Origin of the sequence: Arthrobacter sp. NPDC058127, assembly GCF_042884555.1 — a bacterium.
Lineage (GTDB): Bacteria > Actinomycetota > Actinomycetes > Actinomycetales > Micrococcaceae > Arthrobacter.
On the sequence record NZ_JBHVTT010000023.1, the window covers coordinates 1 to 16,862 of the forward strand.

The 16,862-nt window shown below is 61.9% G+C and carries 13 protein-coding genes and 1 pseudogene; 6 read left to right on the forward strand and 8 right to left on the reverse strand.

Annotated features, from left to right (window positions below):
• The 5 genes and pseudogenes from ACFVTG_RS21665 to ACFVTG_RS21685 all read right to left on the reverse strand — a co-directional run.
• Positions 1 to 285: pseudogene (locus tag ACFVTG_RS21665) on the reverse strand (hypothetical protein); the annotation flags it as partial.
• A 282-nt stretch (positions 286 to 567) separates the two neighbouring features.
• On the reverse strand, positions 568 to 1,275 hold the full coding sequence (locus tag ACFVTG_RS21670) for a TIGR02391 family protein (RefSeq protein WP_390282849.1): 708 nt from the start codon (positions 1,273 to 1,275) through the stop codon (positions 568 to 570).
• A gap of 404 nt (positions 1,276 to 1,679) precedes the next feature.
• Complete coding sequence (locus ACFVTG_RS21675; RefSeq protein ID WP_390282850.1) at positions 1,680 to 7,775, reverse strand: S1 RNA-binding domain-containing protein; 6,096 nt, start codon at positions 7,773 to 7,775, stop codon at positions 1,680 to 1,682.
• A gap of 26 nt (positions 7,776 to 7,801) precedes the next feature.
• On the reverse strand, positions 7,802 to 8,989 hold the full coding sequence (locus ACFVTG_RS21680; protein ID WP_390282851.1) for a hypothetical protein: 1,188 nt from the start codon (positions 8,987 to 8,989) through the stop codon (positions 7,802 to 7,804).
• The gene (locus ACFVTG_RS21685; RefSeq protein WP_390282852.1) at positions 8,989 to 9,813 is read right to left on the reverse strand and encodes a hypothetical protein; all 825 of its coding nucleotides are present in this window, start codon (positions 9,811 to 9,813) and stop codon (positions 8,989 to 8,991) included. The genes ACFVTG_RS21680 and ACFVTG_RS21685 overlap by 1 nt, the downstream gene beginning before the upstream one ends.
• A gap of 129 nt (positions 9,814 to 9,942) precedes the next feature.
• Here ACFVTG_RS21685 and ACFVTG_RS21690 point away from each other — a divergent pair, with 129 nt between their 5' ends.
• On the forward strand, positions 9,943 to 10,119 hold the full coding sequence (locus ACFVTG_RS21690) for a hypothetical protein (protein ID WP_390282853.1): 177 nt from the start codon (positions 9,943 to 9,945) through the stop codon (positions 10,117 to 10,119).
• Between the two features lie 414 nt (positions 10,120 to 10,533).
• On the opposite strand, the gene ACFVTG_RS21695 is transcribed toward ACFVTG_RS21690, so the two are convergent.
• On the reverse strand, positions 10,534 to 10,863 hold the full coding sequence (locus ACFVTG_RS21695) for a hypothetical protein (RefSeq protein WP_390282854.1): 330 nt from the start codon (positions 10,861 to 10,863) through the stop codon (positions 10,534 to 10,536).
• 48 nt (positions 10,864 to 10,911) lie between these two features.
• Between ACFVTG_RS21695 and ACFVTG_RS21700 the strand changes: the two genes are divergently transcribed.
• The 4 genes from ACFVTG_RS21700 (at position 10,912) to ACFVTG_RS21715 (ending at position 13,601) form a co-directional block, all read left to right on the forward strand.
• Positions 10,912 to 11,052 (forward strand): hypothetical protein, encoded by a 141-nt coding sequence (locus tag ACFVTG_RS21700; protein ID WP_390282855.1) that lies wholly within the window; start codon positions 10,912 to 10,914, stop codon positions 11,050 to 11,052.
• Between the two features lie 179 nt (positions 11,053 to 11,231).
• Positions 11,232 to 11,381: a hypothetical protein gene (locus ACFVTG_RS21705; RefSeq protein ID WP_390282856.1), complete on the forward strand. Its 150-nt coding sequence runs from the start codon at positions 11,232 to 11,234 to the stop codon at positions 11,379 to 11,381.
• A complete protein-coding gene (locus tag ACFVTG_RS21710) occupies positions 11,359 to 12,504 on the forward strand; it encodes a hypothetical protein (RefSeq protein ID WP_390282857.1) in 1,146 nt (381 codons plus the stop codon). The genes ACFVTG_RS21705 and ACFVTG_RS21710 overlap by 23 nt, the downstream gene beginning before the upstream one ends.
• The gene (locus ACFVTG_RS21715) at positions 12,501 to 13,601 is read left to right on the forward strand and encodes a methyltransferase (protein ID WP_390282858.1); all 1,101 of its coding nucleotides are present in this window, start codon (positions 12,501 to 12,503) and stop codon (positions 13,599 to 13,601) included. The genes ACFVTG_RS21710 and ACFVTG_RS21715 overlap by 4 nt, the downstream gene beginning before the upstream one ends.
• On the opposite strand, the gene ACFVTG_RS21720 is transcribed toward ACFVTG_RS21715, so the two are convergent.
• Together ACFVTG_RS21720 and ACFVTG_RS21725 are read right to left on the reverse strand one after the other, a co-directional pair.
• Entirely contained in the window at positions 13,598 to 14,842 is a 1,245-nt protein-coding gene (locus ACFVTG_RS21720) for a cytochrome P450 (protein WP_390282859.1), read from the reverse strand. The genes ACFVTG_RS21715 and ACFVTG_RS21720 overlap by 4 nt on opposite strands.
• A gap of 10 nt (positions 14,843 to 14,852) precedes the next feature.
• Complete coding sequence (locus ACFVTG_RS21725) at positions 14,853 to 15,584, reverse strand: SDR family oxidoreductase (protein ID WP_390282860.1); 732 nt, start codon at positions 15,582 to 15,584, stop codon at positions 14,853 to 14,855.
• 35 nt (positions 15,585 to 15,619) lie between these two features.
• On the opposite strand from ACFVTG_RS21725, the gene ACFVTG_RS21730 reads away from it, so the two are divergent.
• Positions 15,620 to 16,591 (forward strand): phosphotransferase, encoded by a 972-nt coding sequence (locus ACFVTG_RS21730; RefSeq protein ID WP_390282861.1) that lies wholly within the window; start codon positions 15,620 to 15,622, stop codon positions 16,589 to 16,591.
• The last annotated feature ends 271 nt before the right edge of the window (positions 16,592 to 16,862 follow it).

The following is a 16,862-nucleotide window of genomic DNA, read 5'->3' on the forward strand; positions in this document are numbered from 1 at the left end:
CTGCTCGACTCCCCGGCCACCCACACCAGGGTCGGCGAACAGCGCCGGGACCGCCGTGGATGCGACCATCCGGGCCTTCCTCGGCGTGGCTTCCAGGCCCAGATCGAACTCGTCCTGGCCTGCATCGAGAAGCATCCCGCGGGCCTGCTCCAGCAGGAGCCCAAGCTCGGCCTCCGTATGCGCTGACCCAAGATGAGCCACGATCCTCCGCCGCCCACCGACGTACTCCGCGATCTGCACAGCCGTCGCGCCAGAGGCAGTCCGCACCCGCCTCACCCACACCATGACCCGAGTCTAAGACACCAATTAGTGCCTCAAACGGGCCATTCCTCGAGGCATCGCCCCAGATCAGCGCCCCGAACCCCCTCAAACCGAGACAGGGTGACCAAAGTCAGGTTTGGCCATGCCGACTTCTCGGGTATGTGCGACGCCACGTCCGGACTGCCAGTCACTTTCGTTGGCTCCGGCGAATGAACGGTAAACGGTAGCGCCATCCACGTCACGGGGGGCGGCGGTTGTACCGTTGCTGCGATCTAGGCGGGGCCGACGGCGACGTCATCGTCGAGGTCAGGACGGCTCGCCCGCAATCCGCTTCTCGGCGCGGTGCACGATGCGAAGGAGCAGGTCCGCGAGCTGGATGACTTCGGCTGCTTCGACAGGGTCGTCGAACTCCACGGTCCGGTGGCTGGCAGGATTCTTGTAGAGGCCGATGGCTCCTGCGAAGAGGTCGGCGGTGGCCTGTCGTTCGCTCGGTTCAGCTTCGGGTTCGCGCAACACCCCGGTCTCCGGGTGCAACGCATTGCGCATGAGGTCCTTGCCGATGAGCCTGTTGGGGAGGCCCGCTGCCCGGCGTACCTCGACTTCGACTGCCTTCATGGCTGCGAAGGCGGCCGTTTCGTAGTCGCCGAGGGCGAAGTTGGTTTTGGCGGCGCCTAGGGCGGCGTCCAAGTTTCCGGCGAGCCGGTCGGCGGCCCACATCTTGCTGATCGCGTTCGGATCTTTAATGAGTTCCTCGCCCAGTTCGCTGATCCGCTGCCATCGTCCCGAGGTGTCCCTGTGGTCTGCGGCGAGGAGTGCGTGGGATTCGAGCCATGCCCACGCGTCGGCGACCCGCATCAGGAGCCGGTCGCTGTCGGGTTCGTCGCGGAAGCCGCCCTGCTCCATCCATCGCAGGAGGTTGTTTAGGTTGCGGTAGCCGCCCCATTCGGTCAAGACTTTCATCGCAAGGTCGGGCAGGGGAAGGTTACTGAGTTCGTCGGCGGTGGGTTGGGCCATGCGCTGATCCTACGGCCCCGTATGGCAAAAATTGCCCGCGCTGGGGCTGTTATTGGTGCCGCAGAGGAGAGGTGCTCACGATTCCAGGCTCACTCCGTCACCTCGTCGCGGCCGTTCAAGGTGTCCGTCTACGACGTCGCGCACTCCGTCGGCCGCCGACGGGCAGCGATCCTGCCGTCCGTCTGAAAGCCGTGCGGAAGGTCGAGTCGCCGTGCTGATTCCCGATGTTGACGCCCTGAACTTCTCCCTGGGCACCAGCAGTCGTGATGTGGTTCTGCCTGGAACTGGTCGGAGGCGATTCGCCAACCAAAGAACGACAGAGTTGGGCTCCACTGAGCTGTATTGGACGACGCCAATCGTAAGCCTGTCGTTCTGCCAGGACCACTACGTCTCCACTGCCCTTGCTACCCTGTTGTGACTCGCACGCGCGCTGGTCGAGCCGAACGGAACAACCTCTTCTTTTCACCGTGGTCCAGAACCTCGTACGTGATCGACGATGGCGGTACACCCAACTGTCGGCACGCGTCGGCAACGGCAGCGTCCACGGTGTCGCCCTCCACCACCACAGAGCGGGGTTGAGGCTTCGGCTGGGCTCGCGCGGGGGCAGGCTTACTCCCAAGCGACCCATTCTGCGCCGGCGCGCTGGGCGATTGGCGGAGCGAGAGTTGCACCTTTTTGCGTTGGTCGTCGAACCCGATGACGGCTGCCGTTAGCTGCTGGCCCTGGCTGAGCACGTCGGCCGGCTTGCCGACGCGGACTGACGAAAGCTGGGAGACGTGGATGCTGCCACCAACTCCACCAGGGAGCGCGACGTACGCAAAGTAGTCGTTGAAGGCGGTCACCACAGCAGTAACAGAGGTGCCGACCGGTGTTGTTGATCTAAATGCGGGGTACGGTTCCGGAAGGACTGCCTTGGCCGACAACTCCACTTGCAGCCGCTCGTCGTTGAACCCGATGATCTGTGCCGTCAGTTTCTCGCCAATCGAGACCGTGGTCGAAGCATTGTCCACGCCGCCGTGAACAAGGTTCTTCGAGAAGACCGCTCCGGTTGCGCCATTCGAATGAGCGACGTAGACGTGCGTGCGCGTCGCGCCGACGATTCGTCCCTCGACCTTGTCGCCCACACTGTGGCGGGCTTTGTACTCCCGATACAGCAGTGCGCCGACTGAAAGCTCGACCTGTTTTTTCGCATCGTTAAAGCTGATGATCTCCGCGACAATCTCCTCGCCGACGGAGGCCGCCCTCGAAGCGTCTGTGACATCGGAGTCACCCAGATTTCTGACGAAGATGACACCGGTGACACCGTTAGAGTGCGTGAGGTAGACGTGTGATTTGGTAGCCCCGTTGACGGTGCCTCGCACCTTGTCGCCAATCTTGTGACGGGCTTTGTACCCGTCGTATGGATGGGGGAGCGTCTCCTTGCGCGAGAGGTCTACCTTGCGGGCCTTGTCGTCGAAACCGACCACCTCTGCCTCAACTGCGGCGCCGAGCTCGGAGAAGTCTTCCGCGGTCGCCACGTGAAGGTGATCGAGTTGGGAGATGTGGATCGAGCCGTCCACGTCGTTCCCCAGATCGACAAAGACTGCATGGTGGATGCGTCCGCTGATTGTGCCAGAGACACGTGCTCCCGGCCGGAAACGATTCTTGAATGCCTCGAAAGGGTCAGGCTTGAGCAGCTTGACTGACAGGGTCGGCTTGGCTGGGAGCTCCGGTACTTCCAGGAGTACGGCCTGGAGGTAGTCTCCAACGGATACCATCTGGTCGGGATGTCTGAGGCGGTTTGCCCAGGATAGCTCTTGAGTCGAAATGAACCCCTCGATCTCCCCATCGAGCTCGACGAACACGCCTCGGTTGGACAGTGACTTCACGGTACATTCGACGACGCTGTGAACAGGGTGCTGGGCCGTGAATGCTGTGATTCGCGCTTGCTGTTGGGCGAGGGGCGTTGTCTCCTCGATGTGGACCGTTGCGCGGACCTCGGACGGCTCGGTGAGCGTGCCGGGGATAAACGGGGTGCGGTCATCGACCCGCAGGTGGTGAGTGCGTGCCCAGAACGACCAGACCTCGTTCGGCCAATCTGGCTCGTCACTCAGCGCAACGAGGGCCGCCGCCGCGGACCGCGAGAGCGGCTTCTCTGTCTTGGCGAACACAAAGGTTCCTGGCGGGGCGAGAGCGTCCTCATCGTCGTCATCCCGTGCTTGATTGCCGTTTGTGGCTGTCTGGGTACCCGGGCGGGATTGCTTTCTGCGAGGCCGCCCCGCAATAGCGGGGTTAAGCAGTGCCGAATCCTCATCGTTGGGAAGTCCGTCGATGGTGATCTGCCCAGCCTGATGAGACTCTATGCTGCGTAGATTCTCGACGCCGAGTCCGCTGACGTCCAGGCTCGTTCGATCACTTCGGAGTTTGACCATGATCGGGTCGCCGGCAGTGAGTTGCCATGCCTCGCTTGGGGTGCCTGTCTCGCTGAAAGGCTCAGGTTGGTCGGTGCTCTGCTCCTGCTTCGGCTTCACGTTGAAGGCGAATCGGTGCATGATCCCTAGCGCACTGTCTTGGTGAAGCAGACGGGCCGTTACGTAGCCGTTAGGATTCGGAGGCGATTCCACCAGAGCCGTGTGGACTCTCTCGTGGTACTGGTTTCGGCGCGACTTGTCGATGATTTCGTCACTCGCACCACGACCGACTTGTGCCTTGGACCAGTGTTGATGAAGCAGCTCAAGTAGCGTGATGGTTAAAGTACCCTCTGCGCGTGCGGGCACTGCGGTGGCTTTGACCACCGCGTCAGTAACCAGGTTCTCAAGCAGGAGGGTGCTGCCGCGGTCCAAGCTGACGGCGATTTCGCGTCGTCGGACCTGCTCGTCGTCGTAGCGGCCGCGGGCTTCTGCGAGTATGAACCGGCCCAGGCCGTCAAGGCGATCGAACGCGCGGAGCGAGCCACCGTGGTGCCTCAACGGTTGGCCGACGCGGACTTCGATTGGGTCGCCTGCCTTGAGGTCGGGGTGCTGACCGGCATTGCTCATCTGGCCGCGACGCCAGTCCGGGCGGACCTTGACGACGCAACCGTCTTCGCCGTGCCGGTAACCGGTGACCACGTACCACCCGTCGGAGTCGATCGGGTACTCGCGATCCACCTCGACTAGCGGGGTCGAGACGTCCGTCCCGGCCCTGGCTGTCTCGCGCCAGGCTGCAACCAAGTCTTCCCGCCGCCCGGGTTCGGACGGGGCGACTTGTCGATCGCAGTCTTCGGGCCGGTCGTCACGGCAGGGGAAGCACTGCCCGCATGCCTGTAGTGTGCCAGTCTCGCGATCGGCTTCCAGCAGTTCGGCCCGCCAGACGGCCTCATCGTCGTAACCACGGCGGGGGTCGAGCCGGATCTCAGTCTTTACGTCGTCCGAGGTGCCTGCCAGATCGACTTCTTCCGGCGCTAGTTTCCTTCGGGTGCGGGAGCGTGCCGTTCGGCGACGGCGGGGGTCCTCGCCACGCTCCTCGCGCGTCTTGGGCCGGGGGAACGGAGGCACTGGAGACGCCATGGTCCTGGCCCTTGCAATCGCGTCCATGCCCTCCAGTTCGAGCTTTACGCGTTGACCCACTGGCCAACTCTCGATGTACTGCAAGGCCGTGTTCTTGGCCGCTTCAGCAGGTGCGTATTTTGACGCGGCGATCAGCATGCGCATGGCGTCAACTGCGCTGGATGGCTGCTGCTCGTCCGGCTGGTTCATAGCCCATTGCTGAGCGATGACCATGGAGGAGATGCGGTTGTCGAGTTTGGATTCCCGGCGCCGTAGCGCCACAAGGTGCTCCGTGTGAGGCTTGAACAGCGAGTCTTCTTCCAACCTGAACACCCGAGGGGCTGTCGGGGCGGCTACTGGAGTTGTCGCGCTTGCAGGCTCGTTTGCGTCCGATTCGGTTGGAGTGGCCTCCCGTGATGACTGTTCGGCGGACGATGGGATCTTCGGTGTACCTGATGGCTGGTAGTAGCCGTCTGCGCTCGCGGTGAAGATGCTTGCGGCCATCGCGCGCGTCAAGACGCCGCGGGTGCGGTTGACGAGGGCTGGCTCGACGAACCGCTTGACTTCCTCCTTCATCGCTGGGGCCAGTGCAGCAAGCACTTCCTGTCGCTTCTTGGCGGCTTCAAGGAGTACAGAATGACTAACCCACCACATTCGTGCCCAGGCCTCGCGTGCAGCTGAGTCCTCCCACGGAGGCCGGCCTGGATCTGCCCTCTCCCAAGCTGCCGCGATGAGGAGAACCAGTTCTGCTTCGTCCTCACACAGTGACGCGAAACCTCGGTGTCGCTCGGCGGCCTCCAGCCTCCAGTCGTCTGGCCAGTCGAAGTCGTCGAGAAGCAGGCCGCGCTGACCAATGAGGCGAGTGTCTTCCAATAGGGCGATGACTGTGACGACTTCGGGGACGCAGGCGAGGCGGTCTGCGTACATGATCGCCAAGGCGCTCGCGGTCGATCCGAGCCCTTGAAAGCGCATCAGCTCCTTGCCGAACGAAGTTGGGTGGCCCTCGTTGTCCACGGCACCACCGGCGCGTAGCGCTCCGTCGGCTCGTTGAAGTTCCTTGACGAAGACCTCGCGCGCCTGGGTTGCCTTCTCATCAAGGGCGACCGTGGTGGGCTGGAACGCCGCGGGCCAGTTGAAACTGAGCACGTCGTCGATGCCGCCCATCTTGGTAGTCATGACGAGCGCTTCGAGGTTGTCTCGGGTTGAACCAGCAGGGGTGTCTTCGGCCAGTTCGAGGAATTGTGCCTTTGTGTAGAGCGGAAAGACCCAGCCCGGTGCTTTTCGCCCAACCCGTCCCCAGCGCTGCTTGATGCCGGCCTGACTGTGCGGCTTGGTCGGGATGGTGCCCTTGGCCAGTTCTGGATCCCACTCGGATTGGGCGATGATGCCGCTGTCGACGACAAATCGAACGCCTTCTACTGTCAGGGACGTTTCGGCCAGGTTCGTCGAGATGACGATCTTACGGGGGTCGCCCTTCCTCCGTTTGGCGAGTGCTTTCTTCTGCCCGTCCTTCGGCAGGCTGGAGATCAGAGGGAAGACCTGGCCCTTGTAGGCGCGGCCGAGCACCCTCTCGATCTCCTCGCAGACTGGTTCGATCGTTCGCCTTGTTGGCAAGAATCCGAGGATGTCGCCGAAGATCCCGGCCTCGTCCAAACCCCGGGCGAGCTTGATGACGAACTTCGCCATCTCGCCGGGCATACGCTCCTGCCACTCGTCGACTGGGATCTTGCCGCCGAAACGCAGGCCGGAGATGAGCCGAGTCGTCTTCCACACGTCCTCGATGTACCCATCGTCCGCCTTGTCGCTCACGTCGTCGGGGAAGCGAAGTGGTTCGGCGAACTGCGACTTCCAGTGCGTGCGGACGAAGTTCTGCTCATCACGCGGGATCTGCGAGGTGAGCGGCAGCGCCGTGTCGGCCCACCGTTCGAGAACGTCCTCCTCGCCGTCCTCGGGGGTGTCGAGATTGGGGAAGAACGGCATTCCGTATCCGAACGTCTTCTCCGGTGGGACGTCCATGACGTTCGCATTCGCTGGCCCACCAAAGTATTCGAGGTAGAAGTCCGTATTGAACGTCGCCGAAGTGATGATGACCCGCAGATGCGGATATCGGGGTAGTTCGCGCTTGAGGTATCCCATGATGAAATCGATGTTCGTGCTGCGCTCGTGCGCCTCGTCAACGATTACCGTTCCGATTCGGCTGAGGCGACCCTCACGAAGCCAGTTGATCATCGTACCGTCAGTGACGTAGATAAGTTCGCACGCTTCGTCATGGTTGCGGTCTCCCGACACCTGATAGCCGACCGGATAGCCCGGCCCAACGCCGCCGGCGGCGGACATCACGCCCCCGACGAACGAGGCCACTCCGACCGCGGCTTGAACGCGTGGCTCGGTGACAATGATTGGGCCAAGGTCCGTCAGTTTCGCGAAGGGCGCCCCGCTAGGCACGCTCGTCAAAGTAGACGGGGGCGGGTCCATCAGCCGGTAGGGGGCAAACGTAGACTTGCCCGTTCCCGTGCCCGCCTTGAGGATCAGGACCTGCTTCTCGCGGAGCTTCTCAATCATCTCTGCGACATGCTCGTCGGTCATGCCGACACGGACCTCTTGGAGGTCATATGAAGTACCTTCGACTTCCTCGTGGGAGGTTGGCAGTGGGCCGAGACCGCCAAGCGGACCAGTCGGGTTGTTGCGGTCGGCGACCTCGCCGACGGTCTTGAGGTCGACGTAGGCGACCGCCAGGCCTTGGATGTTGATTCGGTGCTTCTGCCGGTGTTCCTTGCACCGGTCAGAACGAGAACCGCCACGCTCGACCAGGCTTTTTGCCCAGTTCTCGTTGTATGTGGCCTTTTCCAACCGGGTGCGGAGCGTGGCATGCAGCCTTTTGAGCTGATTCTTGCCGGCGCCACTCGCCTCTTGAGTGGAGATCTCCTCTTGCAAACCTTCGATCTCGCGCTGGCAGTCCTTGCAGGTGAACGCTCGCATATGGGATGCGGACATTCCGCGCTTCGGGCCTTCATTGCTTATCAGGTCGACCACACCGACCCCTTTCGGAACATGCTGCTTTCAGTGATTACTTCTTTCGGCTCTGGAAGCGAAGAACGATGAGAGCTGTAATCGTTGCGGCCGTCGTAGCGCTGTCTTGTATGGGGCGGGTTGGACAGGCCGGACCTACCGACGCGTGACCTATTGTTGCCGTTCTGCTGTTGCCCAGTGTCCTTCCTCGGTCTGCGGGGCGCCACGAAGTACATGGGTTGCACCGAAACTGTTCCCGGGAACCTCAGCAGGTGAGTCGTCAGCGCACGGTAGAAGCCCATGACCGCTGTCTCCAGGCCGGTCTGGTACATGCTCAGGTGTACGTGCCGCTCGGTTCGGCAAAGTTCCTCGAGTTGTCGGAGGCTGACGTCATATACCAGATCGTCTGTCTGCGCGGCAGGACGGGGTCGCGAGATTTCAGCATTACGAAGCCACGCACCGTGCACCACGGCGTCCATCTCGGTGTGCCTGATGGACAACAACGCGAGCTTCAACTCCAACGACGCGGGAGGAAGTTCCGCGACTAGCGGCAGCGCGCGAAGCGGGAACGCGTGAGCGGACCTGGAACCGTCGCGGTACTCCACGGGGACGTCGACACGAACGGCGCCCGGCGCGGCGACGACGAACTCACGCAAAATTTCGGTGACGACGGTGTTGTTGACGCCGCTCGGCGATATGGGCACACGCCGAGCGGCCTCAGGGTTGAGTGCCTCGGCTATTTGGGCCCGGAACCGATGCTCGACGGCCCGGCTGCCGAACACACCGTCCTCAGCCGTCCATGTCTCCGCTGGGCTTTCCGCCGGCCCGATCACCTGAGCGGTCGTGATGCCATACACGTGCGGGTCGACGACCAAGACGGGGAGGAAGTTCATGGCAACGAACGATTTCGCGGCCTGCCGAGTATCGTCCGGTAGGCTTGCTGGCCACGCTTTTGGATCTGTTCCCAGAAGTATCGTCTCTCCATTTTGAGGGAGCGATATAGCCGTGCGCTGGGCGCCGGGGTGGCTCAAGGCAGCTTGTTCGAGCCGGGTTGCCAAGGCTTCGAATCGTGCGATGTCGTGCCTATCGCCCGGATCGGCCTTGCTCGCGCGGCTTGCAGCGGAGCGAACGTCATTGACCAGGTCAAGGTATGAAGCATGAAGGGGCAGTCCGATAACCCACGCAATCTCTGTGCTCATCAGCGGGAGATCCTCGACTTTAGGAGGCGGTCCTCGATGGACTTATCGATGTCGGCAAGCCGGTCCGGACAGCGCAACACGATGCCCGACAGCCGTTGAGGTGGCGTCGGGGCGTCTGCGGGGACCAGCAATACCTTGTGGCCGGGGAGGTCGGAGCTGTCGATCTCGGCTAGGGCTTCCGGGCTGATCGCAGTGCGCGGGAAGACGGTCAATGTTTCAACGCCCCTCACTCCAAAGGTCCAGGGAACGCTGTCGGTGGGATCTATCCCGACGAAAGACACCGCCGCCTCGTCGGGATGGATCGCCCATTCGATACCCTTTGTGCGGTCTTCAACCACGCGAACCACTGATTTGTCATCGGCAGCGTCGTCCGTTGAATTCAAGCGGCGGAACAGCATACCGATGGTGACGGCACTTCGGCAGATCTCTGACTCGGCCTGGCGCGCCAACCGACTGGTCCATTCAGCGCCACCGCTCAGGATTGATGGAGTACGGCTACTGGTGGCGAGCAAATAGTCCATTTCGATTTCGCGCCACACCTGGGAGAGGAGGAGGAAGCACATGCGTTCCGGCGGTATACCCTGATGCAGAACCGCATCGTCAACTCTTGACCGCAATGCAGCCGGCATTGGCGTGATGGCCAGAAACAGTTCACGGGCTTCGCTGGGGGAAATTGCAGCGCGGTCCTCGGTACCCAGCTCGACGCCAACGGTACGGCCGAACCGACGAAGACTGGCGGGAACGGCTTTTTCTGGGTGTCCCTCGTAGTCGAGGGGATGGTTTTTGTGGAGGATCCGCGCCTTGCGGTCGAAACGAATTTCCATCGTCCCGCCGCTTTGGAATGCGTCGCAAAGTGTCAGGGCTGCCAAAGCTCGGTTGGCCTCGTGGGTTGCGATGTGTGGTACTTCGCACGTCTGCCAGGCAGTTACCGAAAGACCGTCGAAACTGGAATCATGAGCGAACGCACCCAATGCGACAATCACATTCTGGCAGGCTATTCGGACGGGGCGGACGACGAAGTCACGGGGTCGTTTCTCCTTCTCAATGTGGCTGCGTTCGTACGCGGGCCCGATTTGATCCAGGACTCTTCGGAGGCCGGAGTGTCGGGCGCTGAGCTCTTCTTCGAGTGAGCTGACGTAAAGAAGGGGGTCTACGTCGACTTTCGCCCCTTGCACTTCAGAGGGCACGTTTGTTCTGAAATAACGTACGACGTCTCCGCGCCGGAGCCGATCACGGTCATTGAGCAAGACACATGCTACTGACGCTTCATCGATGACTGCCAGGGGTAATAAGTCAGCTGGCAGTTCATTTCCTGCGAGGACATTCAGGGCATCGACGTAGCTCTGTCGAGAGTCGGTTCCGGGAGGCCGGAGTAAGCTCGCCTCAACGTCAGCGCTCCAACGGCGCGCGTAGACTTCAGAGAGAGATGTGAACAACTCTTCAGTACTCGACAAGATGGCAACACCTGCCTTGACGACCTCGTGACCTATGCTGGACGGCTCTAATTGGACCGGTACTGACAGAGCCCACACCCAGGCACCTCGTCAACCTCGGTCCTCGAGTTCACTCACGTCCCAGACCTCTGCCGGATGGCCCCCCTCGCGCTGGCCGTCCGGGGTGATGTCCCAGAAGGACAGCGTTCCGCTAACGGCGTCGAACTGAACGAGCTGACGGGACACCTGATCGGTGCCCGGCCCCACGGCTTCAGGGCCGACGGATACGTGCCCGGTCTGGTTGAGATTCTTTGACGTCCACTGGGGATCGAGCTGATGGTCAATGACGTTCTGAGTCGTGTGCGGGGCGCGATGCTCTTTGGCACCTGTGGCTTTTACCTCCGTGACGACCACGCGACCGTCTGGGGCAAGAGTAATCACGTCCACTCCTTGTGGTCGTTCGCCGGGGGTGTGCTGATATACGAGGGCATGCTGCTGAACTTCGACAAGGAACTGGGCAACGAGCGCTTCCCCGCGATCTCCCAACTCCTGTCTGGAGGCCTTGGGAGCGCCCTTAGCCGCCTGCAGGAACGCGACCGCACTCGAAGCTGGCGCGACGGGCGAGGATGACAGGTAGCCCCTCGAGATGTGGTTATTGCCGCAGGCCATGATCCGCCTTTCTCCGCGGTCCCGCACTGGTTCGCTTACGACAGAGTTTGCCATACTGGCCTGCAACTGGTTCGGGGGCTCGCAGAAAGGTCTATCAACAAGGGCGGCCGCGTCATCAAGGTCCTGGAGCCCACTCGTTTATGCTCGAGGTAGTCGCCGACCGGCTAGCCGCTAGTGAGGTACTCGTCGCGACTGCCCAGACGTATTCCGAGGACCACGCAGGCAAGCTCGCGATTTTCCTCCCCGACCTGAAGGAGTACACCGGCCGTGAAGGCACACAGCTTCGATGAATGGTCTCCGCTGCGGGAGGTGATCGTCGGCACCTCAGCCGGTTATGAAGCGCATGATATGGAGCTCTCGTTCCGCTTGTTTTTCAATGACGTCGCGAACTCGTCCTTCTACTACCCGTCGCTCGAGGCGCGGCATCCGCTCGACGCCGCCGACTCCCGTCGGCCACTGAACGACCGCTATGTCAAGGAGCTCGGCGAAGATCTCGAGGATTTCGCGGAGACACTCGCTGCCCTGGGTGTCGTCGTCCACCGCCCCGACCCGCTCGAATCGCGTGGGACTTTCGCCACGCCGGACTGGGAAGCGACCATGATCCCGGCACTCAACGTCCGGGACCAAACGATTGTGTTCGGCGACGAAATCGTTGAGACCTCGTGTCAAGTCCGCGCGCGCTCCCATGAGAGCGACCTGCTCAAACCAATCTTCGCCCGATATTTCCGCGAAGGATCCAGGTGGACCTCCATGCCGCGGCCGCGTCTGCTCGACCATTCGTTTGATACGTCGTATGTCTCGGGACGAGCGACGCCGGCAATCGAGGATGTTGGCGAAGCCAGCGGGTCTGCCGCCGATTATGAAATTATGATTGACGGCGCACAGTGCATCCGACTCGGGCGCGACATCATCGTCAACGTCGCTACTGCAAACCACGCTCTCGGAGCTCGATGGTTAGCCAGGCATCTCGAGGGACGTTTCCGGGTACACGTGATGGACCGTTTCGCAGACAATCACATCGACAGTCTTGTGCTGCCACTCCGTCCCGGGCTCCTCTTACTGAGAAACCCCGGTGTCGCAGACCGCCTCCCTTCACCCCTGCAGCGCTGGGACAAGATCTATGCACCGGAGCCTCAGTCTCATAACTTTCCTTCGTACGACAATGATGACCTCATTGTCAGCAGCCCGTACATCGATATGAACGTCCTCTCGATCGACGAGAACACAGTCGTCGCAAACTCTCTCTTCCCCGAGCTCATCGCCACACTGGAAAGCCGCGGCGTAACAGTCATTCCGGTGCGTCACCGCCATCGTCGACTGTTCGGCGGTGGGTTTCATTGCTTCACCGTCGACGTCGTGCGCGAAGGCGGAGACGAGTATTACTTCGAAGAACGAGAGTGGGCAGACGCGTGACCTCCAAAAACGCCGAAGATCCTTCGACCCCAGAGTCCCGACGACTCGAACGCCCAGCGTTCGACGTCCTGGGACGGCTGGTCTTCGCCGCTGCGGCATTCCAGACCCTCCGCGCGGCTTGCGAAACCGGACTGCTCGAACAGCTCCTCGACGCAACCGACGGATTCGACCGTGATGAAATCGGCACGCGAGTCGGGCTGCGCGGCCGCTGGCTCGACACCCTCCTCACAGCCGCCGCAGCCACCGAATTGATCCGCCGCGATCACCGCGGCCGATATAGCGTGGCGGACGAGATCGCCCCTGCAGTCCGAAGTGCCGAATGGGGCCTGTTTACCGCAACTGTGGCATTCGAACACCACTTCAGTTACCGCGGGATCTCCAAGTTCACTGAGGCCCTTGTCCGGGAGACCAATGCCGGGATCGAGAACTTTCCCGGACGTCCTGGCGATTCGCTCTACGTGCGATACGGCGCCGACCCCGAGCTCAGACAAGTGTTTTACACTTACATGCGGGCATGGTCGCGCATCGGCGGACCGGTACTGTGGGACGCGCTCGTTGAGATTGCGCCAAGGCGAATGCTCGATATCGGGGGCGGTGACGGCGTGCATGCGATCGCTGCCACCAGTCGGCTGCCGGGGCTTGAGGTTACCGTCCTTGAACTGCCCGAGAACGCCGACGTAGCGCGGGCGCGCATCGCGGAGGAGGGGCTGGCCGATCGCGTCAGCGTTGTCGGCGGCGACATGTTCGCCACGCCATTTCCAGTAGGCCATGACCTCGTACTTTTCGCGCATCAGCTGGTGATTTGGACCGAGGAGGAGAATCTGGCTCTCCTGCGTCGCTCCAACGCCGCGTTGCCACTTGGGGGAACGGTTGTGATCTTCAGTTCGATGACCGACGACAGCGAGGACGGGCCGTTCATCGCGGCCATGGCAAGCCTCTACCACACGGCCATTCCAGTCGAGGGTGGGCGTATCTATCCTTGGGGCGCGTACGAGGGATGGCTCAGAGCGACAGGGTTCGGCGAGGTACAACGCATCCGGTCCGACACATGGACGCCGCATGGCGTGATCGTCGCGAAGAAGGTCGCTGAGGTTTAGCCCGTCTCGAGCGGGCTGATCGAAAACGTTGGGGCGGGCCGCGTGATGAGACTGAAAGCCGGGACGAGCCGGGTCGCGGGGCCAACCGGCTCGATGCGGTGTGATCGGACGAAGTTGCCGAGCACACGCGCCATCGCGCCCACCGAATAGCTGCGGGCGATGCACGAGCGGGCGCCGCGCCCGAACGGCATCCACGCACGCTTCCAGTCCTTGTTCTCGCCGAAACGCTCCGGACGGAAGACATCCGGGGCGGTCCAATACTCGGGGTGCCGGTGTACCCGCGGCACATGTACGATCACGCGTGTGCCAGCCGGGATACTCACGCCGGAGAGCTCGTCGTCACGAATCGCTCGACGCTGCACCCAATAGGTCGACGGGCACATCCGCAGGATCTCGCGGATTGTCCAGGTCACATAGCCTATGTCGTGCGACCCCGGTGCGAGAGCCGCACGCAGGCGGTCCTGTGCCTCGGGATGCCGGGCGAGGGTGTCGAGCCCCCACAGCATTGGGACGGCGAGCGTCCCGGCGCTGAGCAGCTGCGACAGCACCTCATCGCGTACCTGTACTTCGGTGAGTCCACCGAGATGGCGTGCTAAAGGCGAATCTGGAGTGTTGATTGCAGTTGACGCCCAGCCCTGCACGATCGATTCAAGGGCGGCCACCTCCCTTCGGGTTCGCCCAATGAGTACAGGATGCGGTCCTGGAATTTTGCCAATCCAGAACGTTCCGGTCAGACGGTGTAGACCGCGGGCGACGTCCTCGGCCTCGACTCGCTTCGGCCTGTGTGCGAGCAGTATGGTGGCGAGGTCGATTACGATCTCGCTCTCAAGAATCCCGCGCAACCGATCCACCGTCGTGCCCGTGAGCCCTTGCGACACATCGGGAAGCGAGGTGTCGGACCTGAACACGCGCGCCATACCATTGCGTCGTCGGCGCCACTCGGCATCCATCCCGTTCCAGGTTGACAGCCCACTTCCGAGGAACGGGATGGAACTTCGCCGGAAGCCGGTCGGGCCACCCTTGTCTGGGTAGATATCCGGTCGTTCCTCGAGCACCCGGACGGCATCGTCGGGATTCCCGGTGACGAGAACGTGTTCTGGGCCAAGGTCGAGCCCGAAGACGTCGCCCAGCTTGCTTGCGGCGTCGAGCAGGACATCGGTGCGCGCACGACGAAGATGGATGAGTGAGCCGATGAACGGCAGCCGTGGTGCGTAGGGCACGCCATGCAGTCGGGCTTTCATGACGCATCCTTCATGAGAGGAGCCTAACGGAGTGCCCGCCATCCACGCGCACGATCTGGCCAGTCATCGCCCGGGATTCCGGTCCTAGCAGGAACGCAACCACATCAGACAGTGCGATCGGATCGACGAGATTCCCGAGAGGAATCCGTGCTGCGAAATCTGAGCTTGAGAAGACCGGGTCTTCGGCCGTTCGGTGGCTTCGCACGACCCCAGGAGCTACTGCGTTGACGCGCATGGGCGCGAGCTCGGACGCTAGGGCACGGGTGAGGGCGTCAACAGCGCCTTTAGAGGTGGTGTAGGCAACTGAGCCGAGGTCTCCGAACTCGGAGCCGATCGATGAAAGCAGCACGACCGACGCGAGCGTTCCGCGAGCCGCCAGTGCACGTGCAATAGCGTACGCAGCCGTAACGTTTACCATGAGCACTTCCCCGAAACGAAATGGGTCTAAGTTCACGGTCGCGGTGTGATCGACTAGGGCGGCCGCATGAACGAACCCAGCGACCTGGAACTCCCGCACATCGAGTTCGGCGAGGAGTTGCTCGATCCCGCAGAGATCAGTCAAGTCCGCCGCGACGGTCTCCAGGCATCCGGGCGGAGCGCCGCTCCGGAGCGCCTGTGCTGTCGAGACAGAATGAGCGTAGGTTGCGACCACCCGTTGACCTCGGCGCAGGAGCTCGCGGGTTACTGCAGCACCGACAACACCCGTAGCGCCGCTCACCAATATGTAGCTTTCATCCGACATGATGTAATCGTTCCTCGATCTCACACAGGATGGAAATGGACACTCCCACTACTGATCATGACCTCCTCGACGAGGTAGAAGTCACCGACCACGCCGGCATGTCTGGTGCGCAGATCTCTCGTGCACGCCTACGCGACGGTACTCCAGTCATCGTGAAGCGGTCCTCCTCGGAGTCCGATCTGTTCCAACACCGGCTCGGCCACACTATAAGCCTGGATCATATCCTTTGGCAGGATGGAACACTTTGTCGGCTTCCCGCAGGCGTGAGTTCCGCGATACTCGGCACGTGGTTATCACGATCAGGCACAACGATCGTCATGGCGGACCTTAGCGACAATATGCTCGGAAGCGAGCACATCTTCTCAGCCGATGAGGCCCTGGCCATGCTCGAACGCGTCGAACGGTTGCATCGCGCCGGATTGAGACCTTCGGCCTCCACACCGCTCAAGCTGCTGATCTCCCTCTTTGATCACCAAGGACTCATTGACCGTGGCGCGAACGGACTCGCAGCGGATGTAAAACGTGGTTGGAAGACATTCCGGGATATCATGCCGTCGACAAGTGCGGACTCAGTCATTGAAATCGTGGATCGGCCTCATGCACTCGTCGATGCTTTGAAGTCACGACCGTCGACGTTCTGTCACGGCGACATCGCATCGGTCAACATGGCATGGGCTAAGGGTGATCTCGTGCTGGTCGACTGGGGACAGGCATTTGTAGGCCCCCCTGCCCTCGAGATTGCGCGCTTTCTACCGTCGGGCTTAGTGCGGTCGGAGCTCGATCCAGACTGGTTCTTAGCTGAATATCGGGCCCTCTCCGGAGATCGCTTTGATGCAAAGGCACTTTCGTTATCTCTTCTCGCCACGTTGGCTTGGTACGGATGGCGTAAGGCCCTCGATGCGGTCGAGTCGGCCGACCCGGCACACGGGGCCCAGGAGGTCGCATCTCTGTCCTGGTGGTGTGACGCGGCGGATCGAGGACTACGAACCTTGGCGGCGGCTCGGTAGCTTGGCGGGGCATCGAGGGGTAGCGCACTAAACCACAATTACTTCCGGCGCCGCCATGCCTGCGGGCCTGGAGCTAGCCCTGCCCACAATCCATCTTCGGACGCGCCACGCCACCTCGCCGCACTGTCAATAGTTCTCAAACCGGGTCCAGCGATGATTAGGTGCCCGTGGTGTGTCGTGACCAATTCCTCGCCCCGAGGTTCCTCCGCCATCCTTATGGCGCGGAAGATCTGCTCGCAGCGGTCGATCAGGCTCGGGCATCTGACGGGAA

Coding starts and splice junctions, on each gene's coding strand:
- ACFVTG_RS21670 (WP_390282849.1), bottom strand. CDS start 1,275: ATGGCCCAACCCACCGCCGACGAACTCAGTAACCTTCCCCTGCCCGAC.
- ACFVTG_RS21675 (WP_390282850.1), bottom strand. CDS start 7,775: ATGTCCGCATCCCATATGCGAGCGTTCACCTGCAAGGACTGCCAGCGC.
- ACFVTG_RS21680 (WP_390282851.1), bottom strand. CDS start 8,989: ATGAGCACAGAGATTGCGTGGGTTATCGGACTGCCCCTTCATGCTTCA.
- ACFVTG_RS21685 (WP_390282852.1), bottom strand. CDS start 9,813: ATGGAAATTCGTTTCGACCGCAAGGCGCGGATCCTCCACAAAAACCAT.
- ACFVTG_RS21690 (WP_390282853.1), top strand. CDS start 9,943: ATGAGCGAACGCACCCAATGCGACAATCACATTCTGGCAGGCTATTCG.
- ACFVTG_RS21700 (WP_390282855.1), top strand. CDS start 10,912: ATGCTGCTGAACTTCGACAAGGAACTGGGCAACGAGCGCTTCCCCGCG.
- ACFVTG_RS21705 (WP_390282856.1), top strand. CDS start 11,232: ATGCTCGAGGTAGTCGCCGACCGGCTAGCCGCTAGTGAGGTACTCGTC.
- ACFVTG_RS21720 (WP_390282859.1), bottom strand. CDS start 14,842: ATGAAAGCCCGACTGCATGGCGTGCCCTACGCACCACGGCTGCCGTTC.
- ACFVTG_RS21725 (WP_390282860.1), bottom strand. CDS start 15,584: ATGTCGGATGAAAGCTACATATTGGTGAGCGGCGCTACGGGTGTTGTC.
- ACFVTG_RS21730 (WP_390282861.1), top strand. CDS start 15,620: ATGGACACTCCCACTACTGATCATGACCTCCTCGACGAGGTAGAAGTC.